The sequence below is a fragment of the Anaerocolumna xylanovorans DSM 12503 genome, from assembly GCF_900143645.1.
Classification (GTDB): domain Bacteria; phylum Bacillota; class Clostridia; order Lachnospirales; family Lachnospiraceae; genus Anaerocolumna; species Anaerocolumna xylanovorans.
Genome location: NZ_FRFD01000017.1, coordinates 65,426 through 84,588 on the forward strand (window position 1 = coordinate 65,426; position 19,163 = coordinate 84,588).

Sequence of the window (19,163 nt, forward strand, 5' to 3'; positions counted from 1 at the left end):
AGAGCCTAAAAAATAAAGTAGGATTTTATAATTAATTGGTCCTGTCAATGCTCTTGATTTACCCCTCTTACAGTGTTATGATGTTTTTATCTAATTAGTTTGTAAAAGTGTATACCATGACATCAGAAAAGAGGTTACTATATGACAAACAGTGAAAAAGCACTGCTTCTGCATGAGCAGTGGCATGGAAAGATTTCAACAGACGCAAAATGTTCGGTAAAAACCAGAGAAGACCTTGCTCTTGCTTACACTCCCGGAGTTGCAGAGCCTTGTAAGGTAATAGCAGAAGATAAGGATGCGGCTTATAAATATACACTAAAGGCCAATACCGTAGCAGTAGTCTCCGACGGCAGTGCCGTTCTGGGGCTCGGAAACATAGGACCCTATGCCGCAATGCCTGTTATGGAAGGAAAAGCAGTACTTTTTAAAGAATTCGGAGGCATCAATGCCTTTCCCATCTGTCTGGATACTCAGGATACGGAAGAAATTATTGAGACAGTTATCCGTATAGCCCCTGCCTTTGGCGGCATTAACTTAGAGGATATATCCGCTCCAAGATGTTTTGAAATTGAGGAGCGATTAAAGGAACGCCTTTCGATTCCGGTATTTCATGACGACCAGCATGGTACGGCTATTGTTGTATTAGCCGGTATCATAAATGCACTTAAGGTGACCGGCAAGACAGTAGAAAGCTCCCGGATTGTGGTTAACGGAGCCGGCTCCGCCGGAATTGCTATTGCTAAGCTCCTTTTAAATTACGGTTTCAGGCATTTGATTCTTTGTGATAAATCAGGTATGCTTTCAGAAAATACTCCCAGCCTGAACTGGATGCAGCAAAAGCTTATGACCGTTACCAATCTTGAAAGAAAAGAAGGTTCTTTGGCTGATGCCCTAAAAGGCGCTGATATCTTTATCGGTGTATCAGCCCCCGGAATTGTTACCAAGGAGATGGTAGCTTCTATGAACAAGGATGCTATCCTGTTTGCCATGGCAAATCCGGTACCGGAAATCATGCCGGATCTGGCAAAGGAAGCCGGAGCCAGAGTTATCGGAACCGGAAGATCTGATTTCCCCAATCAGGTCAACAATGTTGTTGCCTTCCCCGGTATTTTTAAGGGAGCTCTGGAAAGCAGGGCAAGCCAGATAACAGAGGAAATGAAGCTGGCTGCTGCAAAGGCAATTGCCGGACTGGTTTCCGAAGAAGAGCTGAATGAGGATAATATACTGCCGCAGCCCTTTGACTCAAGAGTATGTGAAGCAGTCAGCAATGCTGTAAAGGCCAATCTTGCTTCTACATAAGCCGGAAGGGAGTTAAACCTTGTCAGAGAAGAAAATGTGGGGTGATAAGCCCTATTATTCCCTGGATTATTATTTAAAAGAAACCTTCGGCAGAAAAATTTATAAAATTTCATTAAATGCCGGACTGACCTGCCCCAACAGAGACGGTACTCTCGGAGTGAATGGCTGTATCTTTTGCAGCGAAGGCGGCAGCGGAGATTTCTCTTCCTCCCCCTCTCTTTCCATTACATCCCAGATAGAGGAGGCAAAGAACAGAGTATCCGGGAAGCTTCCTGCAGGACAGACTTCATTTATTGCATACTTTCAAGCTTATACCAATACCTACGGGGAGATATCCTATTTAAGAAAAATATTTCATGAGGCTCTGTCCAATGAGGATATTGTCCTCTTATCCATCGCAACAAGACCCGACTGTCTGGGGGCAGAGGTATTAGCCCTGCTGTCTGAATGTGCCAAAATCAAGCCTTTATGGGTGGAATTAGGATTACAGACCATACATGAGGATACGGCAAGGCTTATTCGAAGAGGCTATTCTCTGTCTGTCTTTGAAAAGGCTGTCAGAGACTTAAATGACATCGGTGCTAAGGTTATTGTCCACATGATTTTAGGCCTTCCCGGTGAAAGTCCTTCTATGATGCTCTCTTCCATGGATTATCTCGGCAGCCAGCCGGTGCATGGTATTAAGCTGCAGCTTCTGCATGTACTAAGAGACACAGAGCTTGCCGCAATGCCCTATGAGGCACTTGCCTTAGAGGAATATACGGACCTTTTAATAGCCTGTATTGAAAGGCTTCCGCAAAATATAGTAATCCACAGGCTTACCGGTGACGGGCCTAAAAAGCTCTTACTGGCACCTTTATGGAGCAGCAATAAAAAACTTGTTTTGAACTTTATCCGAAGGGAGATGAAAGTCAGGGATTCCTGGCAGGGAAAATTGTTGTAGTTTTTTGAGAGGAGGCTTTTATGCAGTCAGATGCGTTAACTTTGTATAAACTGATTATACTGTTTCTATTAGATAAAGTGGATTTTCCACTGACAAATGCACAGATATCGAATTTTATTCTGGATAAGGAATACACCAACTATTTCAGCCTGCAGCAATGCATATCCGAATTGACGGAAGAAGAATTCATAAAGGTAGAAACTGTCGGTCACACTTCCCTCTACCAAATAACACCCTCTGGTGAAGAAACCCTTTCCTTTTTTCAGAATATGATACCTCAGGCTATCCAGGAAGAGATACTTGCTTACCTGAAAGAAAATAAATACAGCCTGCGGGATGAAACCTCCACCTTATCCGAATATCACAAATTAAACAAGGACGAGTATATGGTTTCCTTAAGGGTTATGGAGAAGAAAAATCCGATTATCGACATTCATATATCGGTGCCTACGGAGGAGGATGCGGCTAAGGTCTGCAGCAATTGGCGCAGCCAGAGCCAGGAGATATATTCCTATGTTCTTAATCAGCTTTTAAAAGAATAAGTTAATACAAGAAACTCCCTTCTATTCTTTCATACAAGGGAGTTTTTTCATTCTATTCGGTTTCAATTTCAAGCGCTTCTTCGATACAAGTCCATATTTCATCTCTGCCCTGCTTAGAAAGAGCGGAAAAGGGAAGTATTTTGGTATCGCTTTTTGCGCCCAGTCCGGTTCTTAGCACTTTAATCTGCTTATCCTTCTGGCTCCGGTTTATCTTATCCAGCTTTGTGGCTATAATCACCGGCTCATAGCCCTGATGGACAATCCAGTCATACATCAGTTTATCATTAGCAGAAGGCTCGTGACGGATGTCTATCAGAAGGAATACAATTTTAAGCTGTTTTGAGGTCTTCAAATAATTTTCAATCATTTTCCCCCATTTGGCTTTTATCTCCTCCGATACCTTTGCATATCCATACCCCGGTAAATCCACAAAATAAAGTTCTTCATTGATATTATAAAAGTTTATAGTCTGCGTCTTTCCGGGTTGGGCACTGATTCTGGCATAAGCTTTACGGTTCATCAGCCCGTTTATCAGTGAAGACTTTCCCACATTTGATTTTCCCACAAATGCTATTTCCGGCTTCTCATTTTCAGGAAGCGTGCTGGTAATACCGCAAACTGTTTCAAGGTTTACATTTTTTACATGCATGAAAGCATCTCCTTTCCCGTGGCTTTCCCTAAGCAAAAGCATATTTCAGCACTTCGGCCATGGAATCCACATATTTTAGCTCAATGCCCTCCAGTATTTCCGCTGCAATTTCCTCAATGTCTTTTTTATTCTGCAGCGGTACAAGAACCTGCTTCATATGGGCAGCTTTCGCTGCCAGTATCTTTTCTTTAAGGCCGCCTATAGGAAGGACCCGTCCCCTTAAGGTTATTTCTCCCGTCATGGCGGTATCCGCTCTTACGGCTTTTTTTGTTATGGCTGACAGCATCGCCGTTGCCATGGTTATTCCGGCAGAAGGGCCATCCTTGGGTACCGCCCCCTCCGGTATGTGAATATGAATATCGTTTTTTTCAAAATAATCTGCAGCAATTCCATAGTCGCCGCTGACAGAACGGATATAGCTAATCCCTGCCCTGGCAGACTCTTTCATTACATCCCCCAACTGGCCTGTAAGTTCAAAGCTTCCCTTTCCGGGCATAACATTGACTTCTATCTGAAGAGTATCTCCGCCTACACTGGTCCAGGCAAGTCCTCTTACTATCCCTATTTCGTCCTTTTCATTTGCCTGCTGGAAAGAGTATCTTTCTTTACCCAGGAACTTTTCCAGATTCTTTTCATTGACCCTTACTTTAGGTACCTGACTGCTTACAATCTCTTTGGCAGCCTTTCTGCAGATAGCTCCCAGCCTACGCTCCAGATTTCGGACTCCGGCTTCCTTCGTATAGCCGCTTATAATCTTAGCAAGAGCCTTGTCCGATACACTAAGCTGCTTAGAGGTCAGACCGTTACGTACAATCTGCTTCGGTAAGAGATGTTTTTTGGCAATATGGAATTTTTCATTTTCCGTATAGCTGCTGACTTCGATAATTTCCATCCTGTCAAGAAGAGGCTTTGGTATACCCTGCAGGGAATTTGCCGTAGCAATAAATAATACCTCTGATAAATCCACCGCTATCTCCACATAATGGTCTACAAATCTTTTATTCTGCTCAGAGTCCAGTACCTCTAAAAGAGCTGCCGAAGTATCCCCCTTATAATCACTGCTGACCTTATCAATCTCGTCTAAAAGCATAAGAGGATTCTTTACTCCTGCATTCTTAAGTCCTGTTATAATTCTTCCGGGCATAGCTCCTACATAGGTTCTTCTGTGTCCCCTGATTTCGGCTTCATCCCTTACACCTCCAAGACTGATCCGGACATATTCCTTATTTAACGCCTTGGCAACAGAATGTGCAATGGAAGTCTTACCGGTTCCCGGCGGGCCCACGAGACAAAGAATCGGGCTTTCTCCTTTTTTGGTCAGTACTCTGACCGCCAGAAATTCCAGAATTCTTTCTTTTACCTTCTCAAGGCCGTAATGCTCTTTCTCCAGAATATTTTCTGCCTGCAGGATGTCTTTTTTATCCTCACTCACCTTATCCCAGGGCAGTGCCAGCAATGTCTCAATATATCCTCTGATAACAGCACCCTCGGAAGAATTGCCGGAAACACTCTTAAAGCGCTCAATTTCTTTTATTATCTTATCCTTTACTTCCTGCGGGGCCTTTAGCCTTTCAGCCGCTGCCATATAATTGTCGGCATCGGCAACTCCTCCCCCTTCTCCCAGCTCTTCCCTGATAAGCTTTAGCTGCTCTCTTAAGATATATTCCTTTTGATTCTTATCAACTTTCTCTTTTACCTTAAGCTGTAAATCTTTGCGGATACGGATGATATCAATTTCCTCCGTCAGAACCACCATGATTTTTTCATATCTGGTAAAAGTATCTTCCGCCTCCAGAAGCATTTGTTTATCATCAAGACTTAAGGGCAGGTTGATCGCAATTTGGTCAATCAGCTCACCAACCTCTTTAATCTTACTTAGGACCTTCATTACCTCTTTCCCGATTTTGGGATTTTCATTAAAGTATACCTCTAAGATATCCTTAAGACCCCTTAGCATTGCTTTCTTTTCAGATTCGGTAAAATCCTCTTCTTTTTTCTCTATGATAGCAACCTCGCCCATAAGGAAGGGTTCTTCTTCAACGATACTGTCAAGCTTTGCCCTGTCCGTACCAGTGACCAATACCCGGATGACATTTCCCGGAAGCTTGATAATCTGCTTTACCAAGGCTATGGTACCCACAGAAAACAAATCTTCCTGCCCCGGTGTTTCCGTATCCGGATCTTTTTGCGTCAGCAAAAGCACCAGCTGGTCATTTTCCATAGCATTCTCAATAGCCTCTATGGATATCTGGCGGTTAACGTCAAAATGAATCTGCATTCCCGGCAGCACAGCCATTCCACGCAGTGCTACAATAGGCACTTTTCTGCTGTATTCACTCATTCTTGCCTCCCTGTCTTCATCATAAGCTAAAAACTGCCTTAAACCCTCGAATAAGGCTTTTAAGGCAGTCCCATAACAATCGAATCCTCTTTCAGCAGCTCTGCTATGTTTATTTATGCAATCTCATTGCTGTTCTTTTTGGATATTCGTTTTGATATTGCTTTTCTGGGCTGATTATCCTCCGTATTAATTAACTTCGGCTGATTCTGACCCTCTGCAGCATCTTTTGTTATAATACATTTTAAAACCTGAGTATCTGTAGGGACTCTATACATAGAATCCATCATAACAGATTCCATAATAGCGCGTAAGCCCCTGGCACCGGTTTTTCTCTCCAGAGAACGCTTAGCTATGACACGGATGGCCGCTTCTTCAAACTCAAGCTCTACGCCATCAAGTTCAAAGAGCTTCTTATACTGCTTCACAATAGCATTCTTGGGTTCTGTCAGAATCTTTACCAGCGTTTCCTCATCCAGCGCATCCAGAGCCACGCATACCGGAACACGTCCGACAAATTCCGGAATCAATCCGTATTTTACAAAATCCTGGGGCATTGACTGACGGAATAATTCGCCTACATTCTCCTTCATCTTTTCGGAAATCATAGCATTAAAGCCAATGGATTTCTGACCGATTCTGGCTTCAACGATTTTCTCAAGGCCATCAAAAGCACCGCCGCAGATAAATAATATATTCGTTGTGTCAATCTGTATAAATTCCTGATGAGGATGTTTTCTTCCACCCTGGGGGGGAACGGAGGCAGTCGTTCCTTCCAATATTTTAAGTAAGGCCTGCTGAACACCTTCTCCGGATACATCTCTGGTAATGGAGGTATTCTCTGACTTTCTGGTTATCTTATCAATTTCATCAATATAGATGATTCCATGCTCTGCTCTTTCAATATCAAATTCTGCCGCCTGAATCAGCTTTAGCAGAATATTTTCCACATCTTCACCTACATAGCCTGCTTCTGTCAAAGCAGTCGCATCTGCTATTGCAAAAGGTACATTTAAAAGTTTCGCCAGAGTTTGTGCAAGAAAGGTTTTACCGGAACCGGTAGGTCCTACCATAAGAATATTGCTCTTTTGCAGCTCAACATCCAGGTCTCTTCCTGCTAACACCCTCTTATAATGATTATATACAGATACTGCCAAGACCTTTTTGGCTTCTTCCTGACCAATTACATATTGGTCCAGAAAATTCTTAATCTCTGTAGGTTTTAATAAATTAATCTCTGTATCGTGCACTTTGTCATCAAATTCCTCTTCCACAATCTCGGAACAGATTTCGATGCACTCGTCACATATATATACATTCCCCGGTCCTGCAATGAGCTTACGCACTTGGTCCTGGGTTTTATTGCAAAAGGAGCACCTTAATTGTTTTCTTTCATCGGTTCTGTTCGCCACTCTTTTTACCAACTCCCTTCCTGCCTTACTTTTATCTGCCTACGATTACACTGTCAATCAGACCGTAAGCCTTTGCTTCTTCAGCCGTCATATAATAATCTCTTTCCGTATCGATTTCGATAACGTCCAGAGGTTTTCCTGTATTCGCTGCCAGAATTTCATTCAATTTCTTTTTAGTCTTTAAAATATTCTCAGCAACAATCTTAATATCCGTTGCCTGACCCTTAGCACCACCGGAAGGCTGATGGATCATAACCTCTGCATTGGGAAGGGCAAATCTCTTACCCTTAGCTCCTCCTGCTAACAGGAAGGCTCCCATACTGGCTGCCATACCGATACAAATAGTTGAAACATCACACTTAATATACTGCATGGTATCATAGATTGCCATACCTGCTGTTACAGAGCCACCGGGGCTGTTAATATATAAATTGATATCCTTTCCGGGGTCTTCCGATTCAAGGAAAAGTAACTGTGCCACAATAACACTGGCAGATACATCACTTACTTCCTCTCCCAAAAAGATGATTCTTTCCTTTAATAATCTGGAATAAATGTCGTAGGATCTTTCACCGCGGCTTGTCTGTTCAATGACATAAGGTACTAAACTCATAGTTGGCTCCCATCTGCGTGCTTTAGCACGCGTATAAAATCAGGGGGAGTGAAGGTTTATCTTTCACTCTTATCCTCCTTTATTCTGCTGCTACGGCTGTCTCTCCAATCAGATCAACTGCTTTTTGAACAGCCATATCCATAATGATTTGTTCTTTTTCTTTCTCTCCGACTAAGGCTTTTAACTTATCTGCTTCCATCTTGTAGTTTTCTGCCATCTGAGCTACTTCTGTTTCATATTCTTCATCGGATACTGTGATGTTTTCAGCCTTTACAATAGCCTCTAATGCCAGTCTTACCTGGATGGTCTTTAATGCCTGCGGACGCATCTGCTCTAAGAGCTGCTCTCCATTAGTGCCTGTAAACTGGAAGTACTGCTCAATGGTAAGTCCCTGTGACTGAACTCTCTGGGCAAAATCATCTGCCATCTGTCTTACCTGTGTATCAATCATAGCCTCCGGAATTTCCATCTGGGCCAGCTCTACAATTTTGTCAAGGGCAGCATCCTCTTTTGCTCTCTTTGCATCTTTTTCTTTCTTTTCTTGTAATTTTGCCAAAACGTCAGCCTTGTATTCTGCCAGGGTATCGAATTCAGATACATCCTGTGCAAAATCATCATCCGCTGCCGGTAATTCCTTTGCCTTGATTTCCTTTACGGCAACCTTAAATAAAGCAGGCTTTCCTGCCAGTTCTTTTGCATGGTATTCTTCCGGGAAGGTTACATTTACTTCTACTTCTTCTCCGATGCTTTTTCCGATTAACTGATCCTCAAAGGTATCAATAAAGGAATGGGAACCGATAGTTAAGGAATGGTCTTCTGCCTTTCCGCCTTCAAAAGGAATGCCATCTACGAAACCTTCAAAATCGATTACTAAAGTATCCTTATCCTGAACAGGCCTGTCTGTTACTGTTACGATTCTTGCATTCTGGTCTCTTACCTTATCAATCTCTGCGGTAATCTCTTCCTCTGTCACTTCTGCAGAAGGTATTTCTACTGCTATTCCCTTGTATTCACCAAGAGTAATCTCCGGCTTAACAGCAACTTCAGCAGTAAAAATAAAGGGCATACCCTTTTCAATCTGTGTAACTTCGATTTCAGGTCTTGAAACCAAAGTCAATCCGCATTCCTCGGCAGCCTTCTCATAAGCATCGGGAATAATAAGGTTCGCTGCATCCTCATAGAAGATACTCGGACCATACATCTTCTCTATAAAAGCACGAGGTGCCTTACCCCTGCGGAAGCCCTGGATATTGAATTTTCCTTTATTCTTGGCATAAGCTTTCTCGATAGCTGCATCAAATTCTTCAGCTGCAGTCTCTACAGTAAGCTTAACCATGTTTTTCTCTAACTTCTCTACCTGTAAACTCATTTAAAATTTCCTCCTTAAAATATGTGAAACTACCATACGTTTATTTATACGCAATAGTACAACTTCCCATTTTGACGTTTTGACATTAGTATATTATATCATAGCCATTCTGTAAATACCATATTTTTTTATATTAATACCTATGCGTATTACAAGCTCGCCAATAGATTGCCTGCAATCTACACAATACTGCTTAATGTAGAAAATTTGAAAAATACCTTTTATTTTTTCCGCTAAGCAACCACGTGCCCCTGTGCTTTCAATTTTTCAACCACAAGGTTTACATATTTTTCACATTCCTCTATAGTGGAAGCTTCAACCATTACCCGAAGCACAGGTTCCGTTCCGCTCTCTCTTACAATAATACGGCCGTTGCTCCCAAGGATACCGGTTACTTCTTCGATTGCATTTACAATTACCGCATCTTCCCTTGCCGTCTTTTTATCCTTTACGCGGACATTTTTAAGAACCTGAGGATATATCTGTATCTCTTTGATAAGGTCGGAAAGCTTCATTTTGGTTTCCAATATAACTTCCATAAGCTTTAAAGAGGTCAGGATTCCGTCCCCTGTCGTAGCATGCTTGCTGAAGATAATATGGCCTGACTGCTCTCCGCCGATGGAATGTCCATTCTCCATCATGTTTTCATATACATATTTATCTCCTACCGCGGTTTTTTCATAAGCAATTTCCTTTTCCTCAAAAGCCTTATAAAGTCCCAGGTTACTCATAATCGTCGTTACCACAGTATTATTATTCAGCTCATTCTTTTTCTTCATGTATACAGCGCAGACATAAAGAATCAGGTCGCCATCTATAATATTACCCTTATCATCTACGGCTAAACATCTGTCTGCATCCCCGTCATATGCAAAGCCCACATCCAGGTGATTTTCCACTACAAATTTCTGAAGCCCTTCAATATGGGTGGAGCCGCACTTTTCATTAATGTTTATTCCGTTAGGTTCATTATTAATTACATAAGTTTTGGCACCCAGTGCATCAAAGACCACCTTTGCCAGACTGGAAGCAGAACCATTGGCACAGTCAAGACCTACCTTCATATTCTTAAATGAACGTGTTACCAGTGATATAAGATATCCGATATAACGGTTTCTTCCTATTACATAGTCCGTAGTCCGTCCGATATTTTCTTTTGTTGCATAGGGTATTTCTTCTCCCGTTCCGTCTATGTAGTTTTCTATCAGTTCTTCTACTTCATTCTCTAATTTATAGCCGCATCCGTTTATTACCTTGATTCCATTGTCATAGTAAGGGTTATGGCTGGCAGAAATCATAATACCGCAGTCAAAATCCTCGCTTCGCACTACGTAAGATATACTTGGCGTACTGGTTACATGTAACAGATATACATCCGCGCCGCTGGCCGTAAGACCCGCTACCAGGGAATATTCAAACATATAGCTGGAACGTCTGGTGTCTTTTCCGATAACTATTTTGGGTCTGTGCTCTTTTCCGAAATAATATCCCAGGAATCTTCCCACCTTATAAGCATGCTCCACAGTCAAGTCAACATTGGCTTCTCCTCTGAAACCGTCCGTACCAAAATATTTACCCATGATTATACCTTGCAGCAGGCTTTATACCGCCGTCTGCTATCCTTTCTTTCTGATGATTACTTCTATGTATTTTTCCCATACAAGCTTGTTTTTTAATACAGCCTGATGTAAACTCATAATTTATGCGGTCCAGAAACGATTGTAACATAAATCCTGCCCCGAGTGCAACCCATTAAAGTTGCTCATAGTATTATATGTAAATTCTTTTGTCTCCGTGTATATAAAAAACATCATCTTATATTTATGACTGGCCTGCTTTATGCAAATGCCTGGTCATATATATTAGATGATGTTTTAGTGGTCAGGCTTATTGCAGCTATAAGGCATCTGTCTTATAGTTTAAGCTGACAGTTAGATCTTCTTTCTTTTATCCCAGAAATTAATAAGAACCGGATGAGCTCTGACCGGACATGGATTCTTCCTGTCTCTTGATCATACGTCTAACCATTTCTCCGCCTACAGAACCATTCTGAGCGCTGGTTAAATCTCCATTGTAACCTTGTTTTAAAGGTACTCCGATTTCAGAAGCAACCTCCATTTTAAATCTGTCAAGAGCTTCTCTAGCCTGAGGAACTTCTGTTCTGTTTGATCCGCTGTTGCTACTTGCCATAATTTTCACCTCCGAAAATATTTGTTTGTTTCCAGGAACTCTTGTTCCTGTAGCTGCCGATAACCGACTCTTTTTGAATCAGTTATCGTAATATTATTGTTGTCAGAATTCGAAAAATTATTATGGTAAGTTGTGGAATCTTTTTTTCTTTTGATTCTTTTTGAAAGAACGTCCTATTCCTCATACTTAATGTCCGGCAAACAGCATATACTATAAAAACCTTATATAACGGTAGTCTCTATGGAAAACGTATTGTCAATTATTAAAGCTTTAAATCACCTGCTGTGGAACGGTCCTATGCTGATACTCTTATTGGCAACCCATCTTTTTTTGACCTTCCGGTTAAAATTTATTCAAAAAAAGATATTTAAGGGTATCCGCCTTTCAACAAAGACTTCAGAGGATGATAAAGGACAGACCAGCAGCTTTGCAGCTCTTACCACTACGTTAGCCGCAACTCTTGGCATCGGAAACATTGTCGGTGTCTCTACGGCAGTTGCCATGGGCGGCCCCGGTGCTATCCTGTGGCTTTGGCTTACCGGTATACTTGGTATGGCTACAACCTATGGGGAATGTTATCTTAGTATCCGCTACCGGACTCTTGCAAAGGACGGTACTTATTCCGGCGGCCCCATGTATGTTCTGGAACACGGGCTTAAATCAAAACCGATGGCTGTACTTTATGCCTTGTTGACCGTATGCGCCTCCTATGGTGTAGGATGCTCCACCCAGTCTAATTCCATCACCAATGTTACCTCGTCCCTCTGGGGATTATCTCCTTATGGCGTGGGGATTGCCGCCGCTGTGCTTACCGGTCTTGTCATTCTCGGAGGAATTGACTCCATCGGAAATCTGTGCAAAAAGCTGGTTCCTGCCATGGGAGTCTTTTACATAGCAGCCTGCTTCATCTTAATTTTTATGAATCGCAGCTATATTCTTCCGGCCATTTCACTGATTTGCCGTTCTGCCTTTCTGCCAAGTGCCATGGCAGGAGGCTTTGTAGGTGCCACTATAAAAGCAGCCGCAAGATATGGCATAGCAAGAGGACTCTTTACGAATGAAGCGGGTATCGGAACCGCTGCCATAGCTGCTGCCAGCGCAAAAACCGATAATCCACACAACCAGGCTCTTGTATCCATGAGTGCGACCTTTTGGGATACGGTAGTAATGTGCGGCATTACAGGTATCGTAATCGTTGCAAATATCCTTAAAGATCCGGCTTCCGTAAAGGATATACCTGCTTCAGACTTAACAACTGCCGCCTTCATGCAGCTTCCCTATGGGGAATACATTCTTGGCTTTTCCATTGTTGCCTTTGCAATGGCAACTCTAATCGGCTGGTCTTATTTTGGTGAAAGAGCTGTTGTATACCTCTTTGGCAAAGAGGGAATCGGTACCTATAAATTGTGCTATATCGTTATGATATTTGTCGGCGCTGTTCTCTCTCTGGAGTTTGTCTGGGAATTATCAGATCTTATCAATGCTCTTATGATATTGCCAAATGTGCTGACTCTCTGGTTACTGCGAAAGGATATTAAAAATACTGAATAGTCCTTCCTATTCTGTCCGCTGTTTCATTTTCTTTCAGGAAACGGATAATTTCCAGGGAAAAGTCAATGGCGGTACCCATACCCTTTCCGGTAATAATATTACCGTCGGTAACTGCCCTTGCTCCCGTTACTTTTGCTCCGATAAGCTTCTCTTCATAGCCCGGAAAACAGGTTGCTTCCTTGCCCTTTAGCAGTCCATTTTCTCCCAGAATGCTGGGAGCCGCACAAATAGCTGCCAGTGCCTTGTCTTCCTCTCTGAACTTTTTAAGAAGGTCTACAAGGCCTGCGTGGTCTGCCAGATTCTTTGTTCCAGGCATTCCTCCGGGAAGTACTAACATCCTGGCATCCTCAAAATCAAGATTTTCAAATAAATCGTCTGCTTCTACGTTAATACCATGGGCACCTGCAATCTTTAAACTGCCGGTCACAGAAACTGTCATAATCTTAATCTCTGCGCGGCGCAGCAGATCAACTACTGTAAGCCCTTCAATTTCTTCAAACCCGTCTGCTAAAAATAAATATACCATACTATTAATACCTCTTTTCTTAAATAATATTTTTGCTTATTTATCCATTTATCTTTCTGTCAGAACTTTCATGACTCTTATTAATCATACAATTATCTGCTGTACTTTATTATAGCAGAAGTCCCGCCAAAGAAAAATACTTCTTTACAGCACTATCTAAGAACTAGAAAGCATTATACTTCTATTACTCTGTATTTCTTCTGAATATAATGTTTGGTAAAAAAGAGAGGATTTTATATTATGAAAATTTTAGTTTTAGCAGGCGGGCTTAGCCCGGAAAGAGATGTCTCCTTATCCTCCGGCAGCTTAATTGCCAATGCCCTGATGGTCTCCGGCCATGCTGTAGCATTAGCAGATGTATATGAAGGAATTAAGGCAGGGGCGGAAGAACTTCCCGGCCTGTTTCTGACAAAGGAAGATAACCACCGGTATGAGTACCTCATACCGGATACCGTACCGGATCTGGAAGCGCTTGTTAGTAAGAATAACGGAAGAAAAGAGCTAATCGGTGCCAATATCCTTTCCTTGTGCAAGATTGCAGATGTCGTATTTATCGCACTTCACGGCTCTATGGGTGAGAATGGTCAGCTTCAGGCAGTTCTTGACTGCCACGGCATCTCCTATACCGGCACCGGCTACACCGGATGCCTCCTTGCTATGGATAAAGACATAACTAAAAGACTTTTATGTCATGAAGGCATCCTTACAGCCCCCTGGATTACAGACGATGCAGCAAATATTACTCCAGAGAAAATAATAGCTGCCATAGGCTTTCCCTGTGTTGTTAAGCCCATAAGCAATGGCTCCAGTATCGGTATATCCTTTGCCCGCAATGCAGAAGAACTATCCTCTGCCCTAACCCTTGCAACGGAGAAGCTCTCCTCCTTCGGCTCCAAAAAGGTGCTTGTAGAAAAGCTGATTAAAGGAAGGGAATTTTCTGTCGGCATCCTGGAGGAAAAAGCCCTCCCGGTAATCGAAATCATACCAAAGGAAGGCTTCTATGATTATAAGAATAAATACCAGCAGGGACTTACCACAGAATGCTGCCCTGCTGTCTTATCAGAAGAACTTACGAAAAAAGCACAATCCCTTGCCCTGTCAGTCCATAAAACCCTGCACCTTGGAACCTACTCCCGGGTTGACTTTATTCTAAGCGGAGACGGAGAATTCTTTTGCCTGGAAGCCAATACCCTCCCCGGCATGACCCCGGTAAGCCTGCTGCCCCAGGAGGCAAAGGCCGATGGCATCTCTTATGAAGAGCTTTGTGAAAGCATTGCAAAGCTTGCCCTTTAAAACACCTCCATTGCTCCCTTCTTAACTGAGACTTTTTCAATCAGCCTTATTAAGAAAAAAGACAGTAAGTAATAAAGAATCCCAATTCCTGCTTCTCGCAGTAGAAGCCGTATAAATTGATATCTGTTTATGGTACCAAACAGCATGTTTACTGCTTCAATACTGTGAGTAAGCGGAAGGAAATCTGATACTAATCTGGCACCAGGCGGAAGCTGTTCTATAGGGAAATTAGCACCGCAGAAAATCATCAGCACATATGACATAAAATTCAGCACAAAATGCATTTGGTCCGTAATCAATCCGAAAATGCCAATAAACATCCCAAAACCTGCTGCCGCAAACATTGCTGTTACAACAGCTGTGAAAAATAAGAACCAATTAATACCTGAATAATCCACAGAAAATATCAGTCCTCCTGCAAAAAAGCCAATGATAACCGTAGCCATGGCAGCAATGCAGGTAAAAAAGCCTTTATGCAGTATAATCCCAAGCTTATGGGAGGGAGACACAATCAGGCTTCTGACACATCCGTAGGCCCTCTCGGCCATAAACGTACTTCCCAATGTAAAGATGCAGGTATTAATACACAGTAAAAAGGAATTACCCACCACCCATCTTGTCAAATCAGATGTTTGATAGCTGTATCCTGCAAGAACACAGTAAAAGATTAATGTAAGAAGAGGATATAATGTCTCATAGCAAAGAAACTCTTCTATCTTAAACATGGATTGCCGGCTCTTAAAGCTTAACCATGATAATGTAAAAAACCGCTTCATCCTTATCAGCTCACCTCCAAGGTTGCCAGTACCCTTACCTGGCTCTCGATTAATTTTAAAAGAAAGTACCCTATAACAAGATAAACAGCGGTAACAGCTATCAGAATACATAACACCGTATAAAACTCTTTTATATTCCAGACTTCCGATACGCTAAGCCGTATTAATTTCACCGCCCAGGTCGGAGAAAGGATATAACTAATCGGCCTTACCCACAAAGGAAGTATTTCTGCAGGAAATACAAAACCGCATACGAGAATAACAGGGATTTCAATACAATTCATGTATAACTGTGTTTTCCTGGACAGTGTAAGCAGATAAGCAACAATGATTGAAATCATGGAAAAACTGACAACCGCACAAAAAATGGCTAACAGCAGGCAATAGGGATGGCTTACTTTTATATCTATCCGAAACAAAATCTTCGCCGTTAAAAAGGACAAGATAAAAGTAACCATGCTTAGTATTGTATTCCCGATCACTTTTCCCGTTATAATGGCAGAAAAACCTGCCGGAGCCACATAGATAAGAGAAAGCGTTCCGCTATACCTCTCTCTGTTAATATCACCTGCGGAAGAAAAGCAGATGCAGCTCCAGAGTGCCATAAGCCCCGCACCAAGTACAACGTAGGAAACAAAGTCTCCTCTGTCAGAGCTTTTAAACATTTCGTATAAAAGTACGGTATTAACGATAGGATTCGCTATCAGGCAGAAGCGGAACATTGGCCTTGCAAAGGAACATTTCATCTGCAGCAGTGCCGTATAATAAATTACCTTCAATCCTTTCATGATAACCCCTCCAGCATTTTTATATAAACATCTTCCAGGGTGATTTCCCTATTGGAAAAGGAATGCACCTTTGTCCCCTTTAAAATCTCCATAACCGCTTCAATAATTTCTGCCCCGGCGCTGTACTTTACCGTAAGAAGACAATCCTTTTCATCCTGCTGCAAAACAGCTTGTTTTACTCCCTGTATCATTTCTATCTCTTTTACCTTATTTTCCATGGGATATTCCAACCGGATTTCTATTACTTCCTCTTCCTCTGCCAGCTTCTTTAAATTTGCAGGGGTATCTATGGCTACCAGCTTTCCGTGGTTTAAGATTGCTATCCGGTCACAAAGCTCATCTGCCTCATACATATAGTGGGTCGTCAAAAGTATCGTCTTTCCCTCCTCCTTTAACGTTCTTATGATATCCCGAAGCATTCTGGCCCCCAGCGGGTCAAGTCCTACTGTAGGCTCATCCATAAAGAGAATCTCCGGGTCATTTAAGAGTCCCCTTGCTATCTGCAGCCTCTGAATCATCCCTTTCGAAAAGGTTTCAACCAAAATATCAGCCTTTTCGCTTAGTCCCACCAGTTCAAGTATCCTGGCAGTCCTGCTGTCAGCTTCCTCTTGCCCTATATGATACAGGCAGGCAAAATATTTCAGATTGTCTCTTGCAGATAATCGCCTGTAAAGCCCCAGTTCCCCTCCAAAAATAAAATTAATTCGGTTTCTTATTTTCTTCTCCTGGGAAAATGTATCAAAACCCAGTACCTCACATTTTCCTTTCGTTGGTGCAAGCAGTGTAATCAGCATCTTAATGGTGGTTGTCTTACCGGCTCCGTTTTGCCCCAAGAGCCCAAATACTTCCCCCCTTTTTACCTGAAAAGAAATCCCGTCAACCGCCTTGACCCTTTCCTTCTTTCGGTGAACCCATCCCTTTGATGTAACAAATTCACGATGCAAATCCTGAACGTCAATGACACAATCCATAGAAATCTCCTTCTTTAATATTCGATATATATCGAATATTATTATAATCGAATCATGTGTCAATAGTCAATGACGAATATATTGTTTTTAACGAGGCTGTATTTTAAACGAACGTTAAATTTGTTATATTATTTCGTATGTGCTATAATTTGGTACAAACTTGTAAGATCTTATAAACTATAACTGAGTATGTTATGAGAGATTTTTTTAACTACGGAAAGATTAGAATTTTCAATTTTGATGACAAAGCAGGATTACATAGGTGAAAAGAGAAAGAAAATTTCGATATGAAAGGATGAGTGTAAATATGTCACTAGAAAGAGTTAAGCGCTATTTTAAACAGTTAGGGATTGACAACAGGATTTTGGAATTCGATGTCTCCAGTGCAACGGTGGAGCTTGCCGCCAGGGCTTTAGCCTGTGAAGAATGCCGGATTGCAAAGACATTATCCTTCCATGCCGGTGAGAAAATTGTTCTGATTGTAACTGCCGGTGACGCCCGGATCGATAATGCAAAATACAAAGCCCAGTTTGGAACAAAAGCAAAAATGCTTGCCCCAGAGGAAGCAGAACCGCTGACAGGGCATGCCGTAGGCGGTGTCTGCCCTTTTGCAGTAAATGATAAAGCAGAGGTTTATCTGGACGTATCCCTGCAGCGCTTTCAAGCGGTATTTCCTGCCTGCGGCAGTTCCAACAGTGCCATAGAACTGACACCCGCAGAACTTAAAGAATATTCAAACAGTTTAGGCTGGATAGATGTCTGCAAAGTTTACCACGCTTAGAACCGTAAGATTAGCTTTTAAACAGTAGTATTTTTTCCTTCCAAAAGCTTTTTCATCGCTTCCAGCAGTTCTTTTGCATTATTTCTATTGATACTGTAATACTTGGAGCTCTTATCCTGCTCCTCATTTAGAAGACCGCAGCTCTTTAGCTGTTCCATATGATGGGATATGGTGGAAGGTGCCATAGACAGCTCCTTCGCTATATCAAGCCCTCTTAACGGTTCCTTTTCATTTAGCAGGGCAATAATCTTAAATCTCGTATCATCCCCCACAGCCTTAAGCTGCTTTACTATCTTTTCCTGATCTTGCTGCGGCTCCCTGATAGAATAAAACAACACCTGATTTTTCCCGAAAAAACGAATCATTCTGGGTGTCAGAAATAAGCTGGGGGAAAAATAAAATTCCTGATAAGGCCCTCTGTTATGAAAAACCTTTCCCATCATCTTCTGGGAGTATTCTAATGGTTCCAGATGCTCCAGTTCCTCTTTGGTCTTTGCCTCTTCCCTTTCAAGAACTTCTTTTACTTTCTCGTTTTCTTTGCGAAAACCATCGGTGTCCAGTTCCTTTACAAAAGAAAAAAAGTCGCAGATTATCTTCCGGCTCTCTCTAAAAAGCATCTTACAACCCAGATAACTTCCCAAAAGCCTTGAATACTCCCTGTAAAGCCTTTCAAAGCACTCTTCATTTTCAAGGGCCTCTCTGACAAGCTTCTCATTGAAAATATTAAAATAGCCGGACAAAAAGCTTGCCGTATCCATATGCAGGAGATAATCGCAGTATGTATCTAAACTAAAATCCTTAATGGGATAATCCGTCAAAGGTTCTAACATTCCATAGGAACCCCCTGCTGCATTAAAAACTTCCGTAAGAAAGGCATACTTGTTCTTCAAAGCCTCCCGTGTCTTTCTGGCATATGCCTCCATAGACAGGTTATGCCCCTTTTCCCCCTCCAGAATATTAATAGCCGCCAGCATAAGCTCTATCTCATCCGAATATATATAATAGCTGTTTTCCTTAAGCTCCTGATAAAACATATCCGTATTAACCTTCTTTCATAATGCCTTCATCGTATCACCCCCATAATCTTTTGTCAACCAAACGAAAACAGGATCCGAATCCCCT

General features: G+C 42.1%; 19 protein-coding genes. 6 read left to right on the top strand and 13 right to left on the bottom strand.

What is annotated here, in order from left to right:
- The first annotated feature begins 141 nt into the window (after positions 1 to 141).
- The 3 genes from BUF11_RS22595 to BUF11_RS22605 are packed head-to-tail and all read left to right on the top strand — an operon-like array spanning position 142 to position 2,784.
- A complete protein-coding gene (locus BUF11_RS22595; protein ID WP_073591150.1) occupies positions 142 to 1,299 on the top strand; it encodes an NAD(P)-dependent malic enzyme in 1,158 nt (385 codons plus the stop codon).
- Between the two features lie 34 nt (positions 1,300 to 1,333).
- Positions 1,334 to 2,242, top strand: coding sequence for a TIGR01212 family radical SAM protein (locus BUF11_RS22600; RefSeq protein WP_073591186.1), 909 nt, complete (start codon positions 1,334 to 1,336; stop codon positions 2,240 to 2,242).
- A gap of 20 nt (positions 2,243 to 2,262) precedes the next feature.
- Entirely contained in the window at positions 2,263 to 2,784 is a 522-nt protein-coding gene (locus BUF11_RS22605) for a DUF4364 family protein (protein ID WP_073591151.1), read from the top strand.
- Positions 2,785 to 2,836: 52 nt separating this feature from the next.
- Here the strand turns inward: BUF11_RS22605 and yihA are convergent, their stop codons facing one another.
- The 8 genes from yihA to BUF11_RS22640 form a co-directional block, all read right to left on the bottom strand.
- The gene (gene yihA / locus BUF11_RS22610; RefSeq protein ID WP_073591152.1) at positions 2,837 to 3,433 is read right to left on the bottom strand and encodes a ribosome biogenesis GTP-binding protein YihA/YsxC; all 597 of its coding nucleotides are present in this window, start codon (positions 3,431 to 3,433) and stop codon (positions 2,837 to 2,839) included.
- Between the two features lie 28 nt (positions 3,434 to 3,461).
- Positions 3,462 to 5,774 (bottom strand): endopeptidase La, encoded by a 2,313-nt coding sequence (gene lon / locus BUF11_RS22615; protein WP_073591153.1) that lies wholly within the window; start codon positions 5,772 to 5,774, stop codon positions 3,462 to 3,464.
- A 113-nt stretch (positions 5,775 to 5,887) separates the two neighbouring features.
- Complete coding sequence (gene clpX, locus BUF11_RS22620; protein WP_073591187.1) at positions 5,888 to 7,183, bottom strand: ATP-dependent Clp protease ATP-binding subunit ClpX; 1,296 nt, start codon at positions 7,181 to 7,183, stop codon at positions 5,888 to 5,890.
- Between the two features lie 31 nt (positions 7,184 to 7,214).
- Positions 7,215 to 7,796 (bottom strand): ATP-dependent Clp endopeptidase proteolytic subunit ClpP, encoded by a 582-nt coding sequence (gene clpP, locus BUF11_RS22625; RefSeq protein WP_073591154.1) that lies wholly within the window; start codon positions 7,794 to 7,796, stop codon positions 7,215 to 7,217.
- A 79-nt stretch (positions 7,797 to 7,875) separates the two neighbouring features.
- On the bottom strand, positions 7,876 to 9,165 hold the full coding sequence (gene tig / locus BUF11_RS22630; protein ID WP_073591155.1) for a trigger factor: 1,290 nt from the start codon (positions 9,163 to 9,165) through the stop codon (positions 7,876 to 7,878).
- Between the two features lie 233 nt (positions 9,166 to 9,398).
- Entirely contained in the window at positions 9,399 to 10,745 is a 1,347-nt protein-coding gene (gene glmM / locus BUF11_RS22635; protein ID WP_073591156.1) for a phosphoglucosamine mutase, read from the bottom strand.
- Positions 10,738 to 10,893, bottom strand: a complete 156-nt coding sequence (locus BUF11_RS24535; RefSeq protein WP_175562131.1) for a hypothetical protein — start codon at positions 10,891 to 10,893, stop codon at positions 10,738 to 10,740. Before BUF11_RS24535 ends, glmM begins: the two co-directional genes overlap by 8 nt.
- Before the next feature lie 231 nt (positions 10,894 to 11,124).
- Positions 11,125 to 11,355, bottom strand: coding sequence for an alpha/beta-type small acid-soluble spore protein (locus BUF11_RS22640; RefSeq protein WP_073591157.1), 231 nt, complete (start codon positions 11,353 to 11,355; stop codon positions 11,125 to 11,127).
- 240 nt (positions 11,356 to 11,595) lie between these two features.
- On the opposite strand from BUF11_RS22640, the gene BUF11_RS22645 reads away from it, so the two are divergent.
- Complete coding sequence (locus BUF11_RS22645) at positions 11,596 to 12,906, top strand: alanine/glycine:cation symporter family protein (protein ID WP_073591158.1); 1,311 nt, start codon at positions 11,596 to 11,598, stop codon at positions 12,904 to 12,906.
- On the opposite strand, the gene BUF11_RS22650 is transcribed toward BUF11_RS22645, so the two are convergent.
- Positions 12,890 to 13,432: a DJ-1 family glyoxalase III gene (locus BUF11_RS22650; RefSeq protein ID WP_073591159.1), complete on the bottom strand. Its 543-nt coding sequence runs from the start codon at positions 13,430 to 13,432 to the stop codon at positions 12,890 to 12,892. The two genes, BUF11_RS22645 and BUF11_RS22650, sit on opposite strands and share 17 nt — an antisense overlap.
- 240 nt (positions 13,433 to 13,672) lie before the next feature.
- Between BUF11_RS22650 and BUF11_RS22655 the strand changes: the two genes are divergently transcribed.
- Positions 13,673 to 14,725 (top strand): D-alanine--D-alanine ligase family protein, encoded by a 1,053-nt coding sequence (locus BUF11_RS22655; RefSeq protein ID WP_073591160.1) that lies wholly within the window; start codon positions 13,673 to 13,675, stop codon positions 14,723 to 14,725.
- On the opposite strand, the gene BUF11_RS22660 is transcribed toward BUF11_RS22655, so the two are convergent.
- From BUF11_RS22660 to BUF11_RS22670, 3 genes are read right to left on the bottom strand one after another with little or no spacing between them, the layout of a single operon-like run.
- On the bottom strand, positions 14,722 to 15,501 hold the full coding sequence (locus BUF11_RS22660; protein WP_073591161.1) for an ABC transporter permease: 780 nt from the start codon (positions 15,499 to 15,501) through the stop codon (positions 14,722 to 14,724). The two genes, BUF11_RS22655 and BUF11_RS22660, sit on opposite strands and share 4 nt — an antisense overlap.
- Before the next feature lie 5 nt (positions 15,502 to 15,506).
- Positions 15,507 to 16,289 (bottom strand): ABC transporter permease, encoded by a 783-nt coding sequence (locus BUF11_RS22665; RefSeq protein WP_084558835.1) that lies wholly within the window; start codon positions 16,287 to 16,289, stop codon positions 15,507 to 15,509.
- Positions 16,286 to 17,260 carry an ABC transporter ATP-binding protein gene (locus BUF11_RS22670; protein ID WP_073591162.1) on the bottom strand — a complete coding sequence of 325 codons (975 nt, stop codon included), beginning with the start codon at positions 17,258 to 17,260 and terminating at the stop codon, positions 16,286 to 16,288. Before BUF11_RS22670 ends, BUF11_RS22665 begins: the two co-directional genes overlap by 4 nt.
- A gap of 307 nt (positions 17,261 to 17,567) precedes the next feature.
- Here BUF11_RS22670 and BUF11_RS22675 point away from each other — a divergent pair, with 307 nt between their 5' ends.
- The gene (locus BUF11_RS22675; RefSeq protein WP_073591189.1) at positions 17,568 to 18,041 is read left to right on the top strand and encodes a YbaK/EbsC family protein; all 474 of its coding nucleotides are present in this window, start codon (positions 17,568 to 17,570) and stop codon (positions 18,039 to 18,041) included.
- Between the two features lie 17 nt (positions 18,042 to 18,058).
- Here the strand turns inward: BUF11_RS22675 and BUF11_RS23875 are convergent, their stop codons facing one another.
- Complete coding sequence (locus BUF11_RS23875; protein WP_084558836.1) at positions 18,059 to 19,075, bottom strand: ArsR/SmtB family transcription factor; 1,017 nt, start codon at positions 19,073 to 19,075, stop codon at positions 18,059 to 18,061.
- Positions 19,076 to 19,163: the final 88 nt, after the last annotated feature.

What these genes read in the sequence shown, in the direction of transcription:
- BUF11_RS22595 (WP_073591150.1), top strand. Translation starts at nt 142, where the DNA reads ATGACAAACAGTGAAAAAGCACTGCTTCTGCATGAGCAGTGGCATGGA.
- BUF11_RS22600 (WP_073591186.1), top strand. Translation starts at nt 1,334, where the DNA reads ATGTGGGGTGATAAGCCCTATTATTCCCTGGATTATTATTTAAAAGAA.
- BUF11_RS22605 (WP_073591151.1), top strand. Translation starts at nt 2,263, where the DNA reads ATGCAGTCAGATGCGTTAACTTTGTATAAACTGATTATACTGTTTCTA.
- yihA (WP_073591152.1), bottom strand. Translation starts at nt 3,433, where the DNA reads ATGCATGTAAAAAATGTAAACCTTGAAACAGTTTGCGGTATTACCAGC.
- lon (WP_073591153.1), bottom strand. Translation starts at nt 5,774, where the DNA reads ATGAGTGAATACAGCAGAAAAGTGCCTATTGTAGCACTGCGTGGAATG.
- clpP (WP_073591154.1), bottom strand. Translation starts at nt 7,796, where the DNA reads ATGAGTTTAGTACCTTATGTCATTGAACAGACAAGCCGCGGTGAAAGA.
- tig (WP_073591155.1), bottom strand. Translation starts at nt 9,165, where the DNA reads ATGAGTTTACAGGTAGAGAAGTTAGAGAAAAACATGGTTAAGCTTACT.
- glmM (WP_073591156.1), bottom strand. Translation starts at nt 10,745, where the DNA reads ATGGGTAAATATTTTGGTACGGACGGTTTCAGAGGAGAAGCCAATGTT.
- BUF11_RS24535 (WP_175562131.1), bottom strand. Translation starts at nt 10,893, where the DNA reads ATGTTACAATCGTTTCTGGACCGCATAAATTATGAGTTTACATCAGGC.
- BUF11_RS22640 (WP_073591157.1), bottom strand. Translation starts at nt 11,355, where the DNA reads ATGGCAAGTAGCAACAGCGGATCAAACAGAACAGAAGTTCCTCAGGCT.
- BUF11_RS22645 (WP_073591158.1), top strand. Translation starts at nt 11,596, where the DNA reads ATGGAAAACGTATTGTCAATTATTAAAGCTTTAAATCACCTGCTGTGG.
- BUF11_RS22650 (WP_073591159.1), bottom strand. Translation starts at nt 13,432, where the DNA reads ATGGTATATTTATTTTTAGCAGACGGGTTTGAAGAAATTGAAGGGCTT.
- BUF11_RS22655 (WP_073591160.1), top strand. Translation starts at nt 13,673, where the DNA reads ATGAAAATTTTAGTTTTAGCAGGCGGGCTTAGCCCGGAAAGAGATGTC.
- BUF11_RS22660 (WP_073591161.1), bottom strand. Translation starts at nt 15,501, where the DNA reads ATGAAGCGGTTTTTTACATTATCATGGTTAAGCTTTAAGAGCCGGCAA.
- BUF11_RS22665 (WP_084558835.1), bottom strand. Translation starts at nt 16,289, where the DNA reads ATGAAAGGATTGAAGGTAATTTATTATACGGCACTGCTGCAGATGAAA.
- BUF11_RS22670 (WP_073591162.1), bottom strand. Translation starts at nt 17,260, where the DNA reads ATGGATTGTGTCATTGACGTTCAGGATTTGCATCGTGAATTTGTTACA.
- BUF11_RS22675 (WP_073591189.1), top strand. Translation starts at nt 17,568, where the DNA reads ATGTCACTAGAAAGAGTTAAGCGCTATTTTAAACAGTTAGGGATTGAC.
- BUF11_RS23875 (WP_084558836.1), bottom strand. Translation starts at nt 19,075, where the DNA reads ATGTTTTATCAGGAGCTTAAGGAAAACAGCTATTATATATATTCGGAT.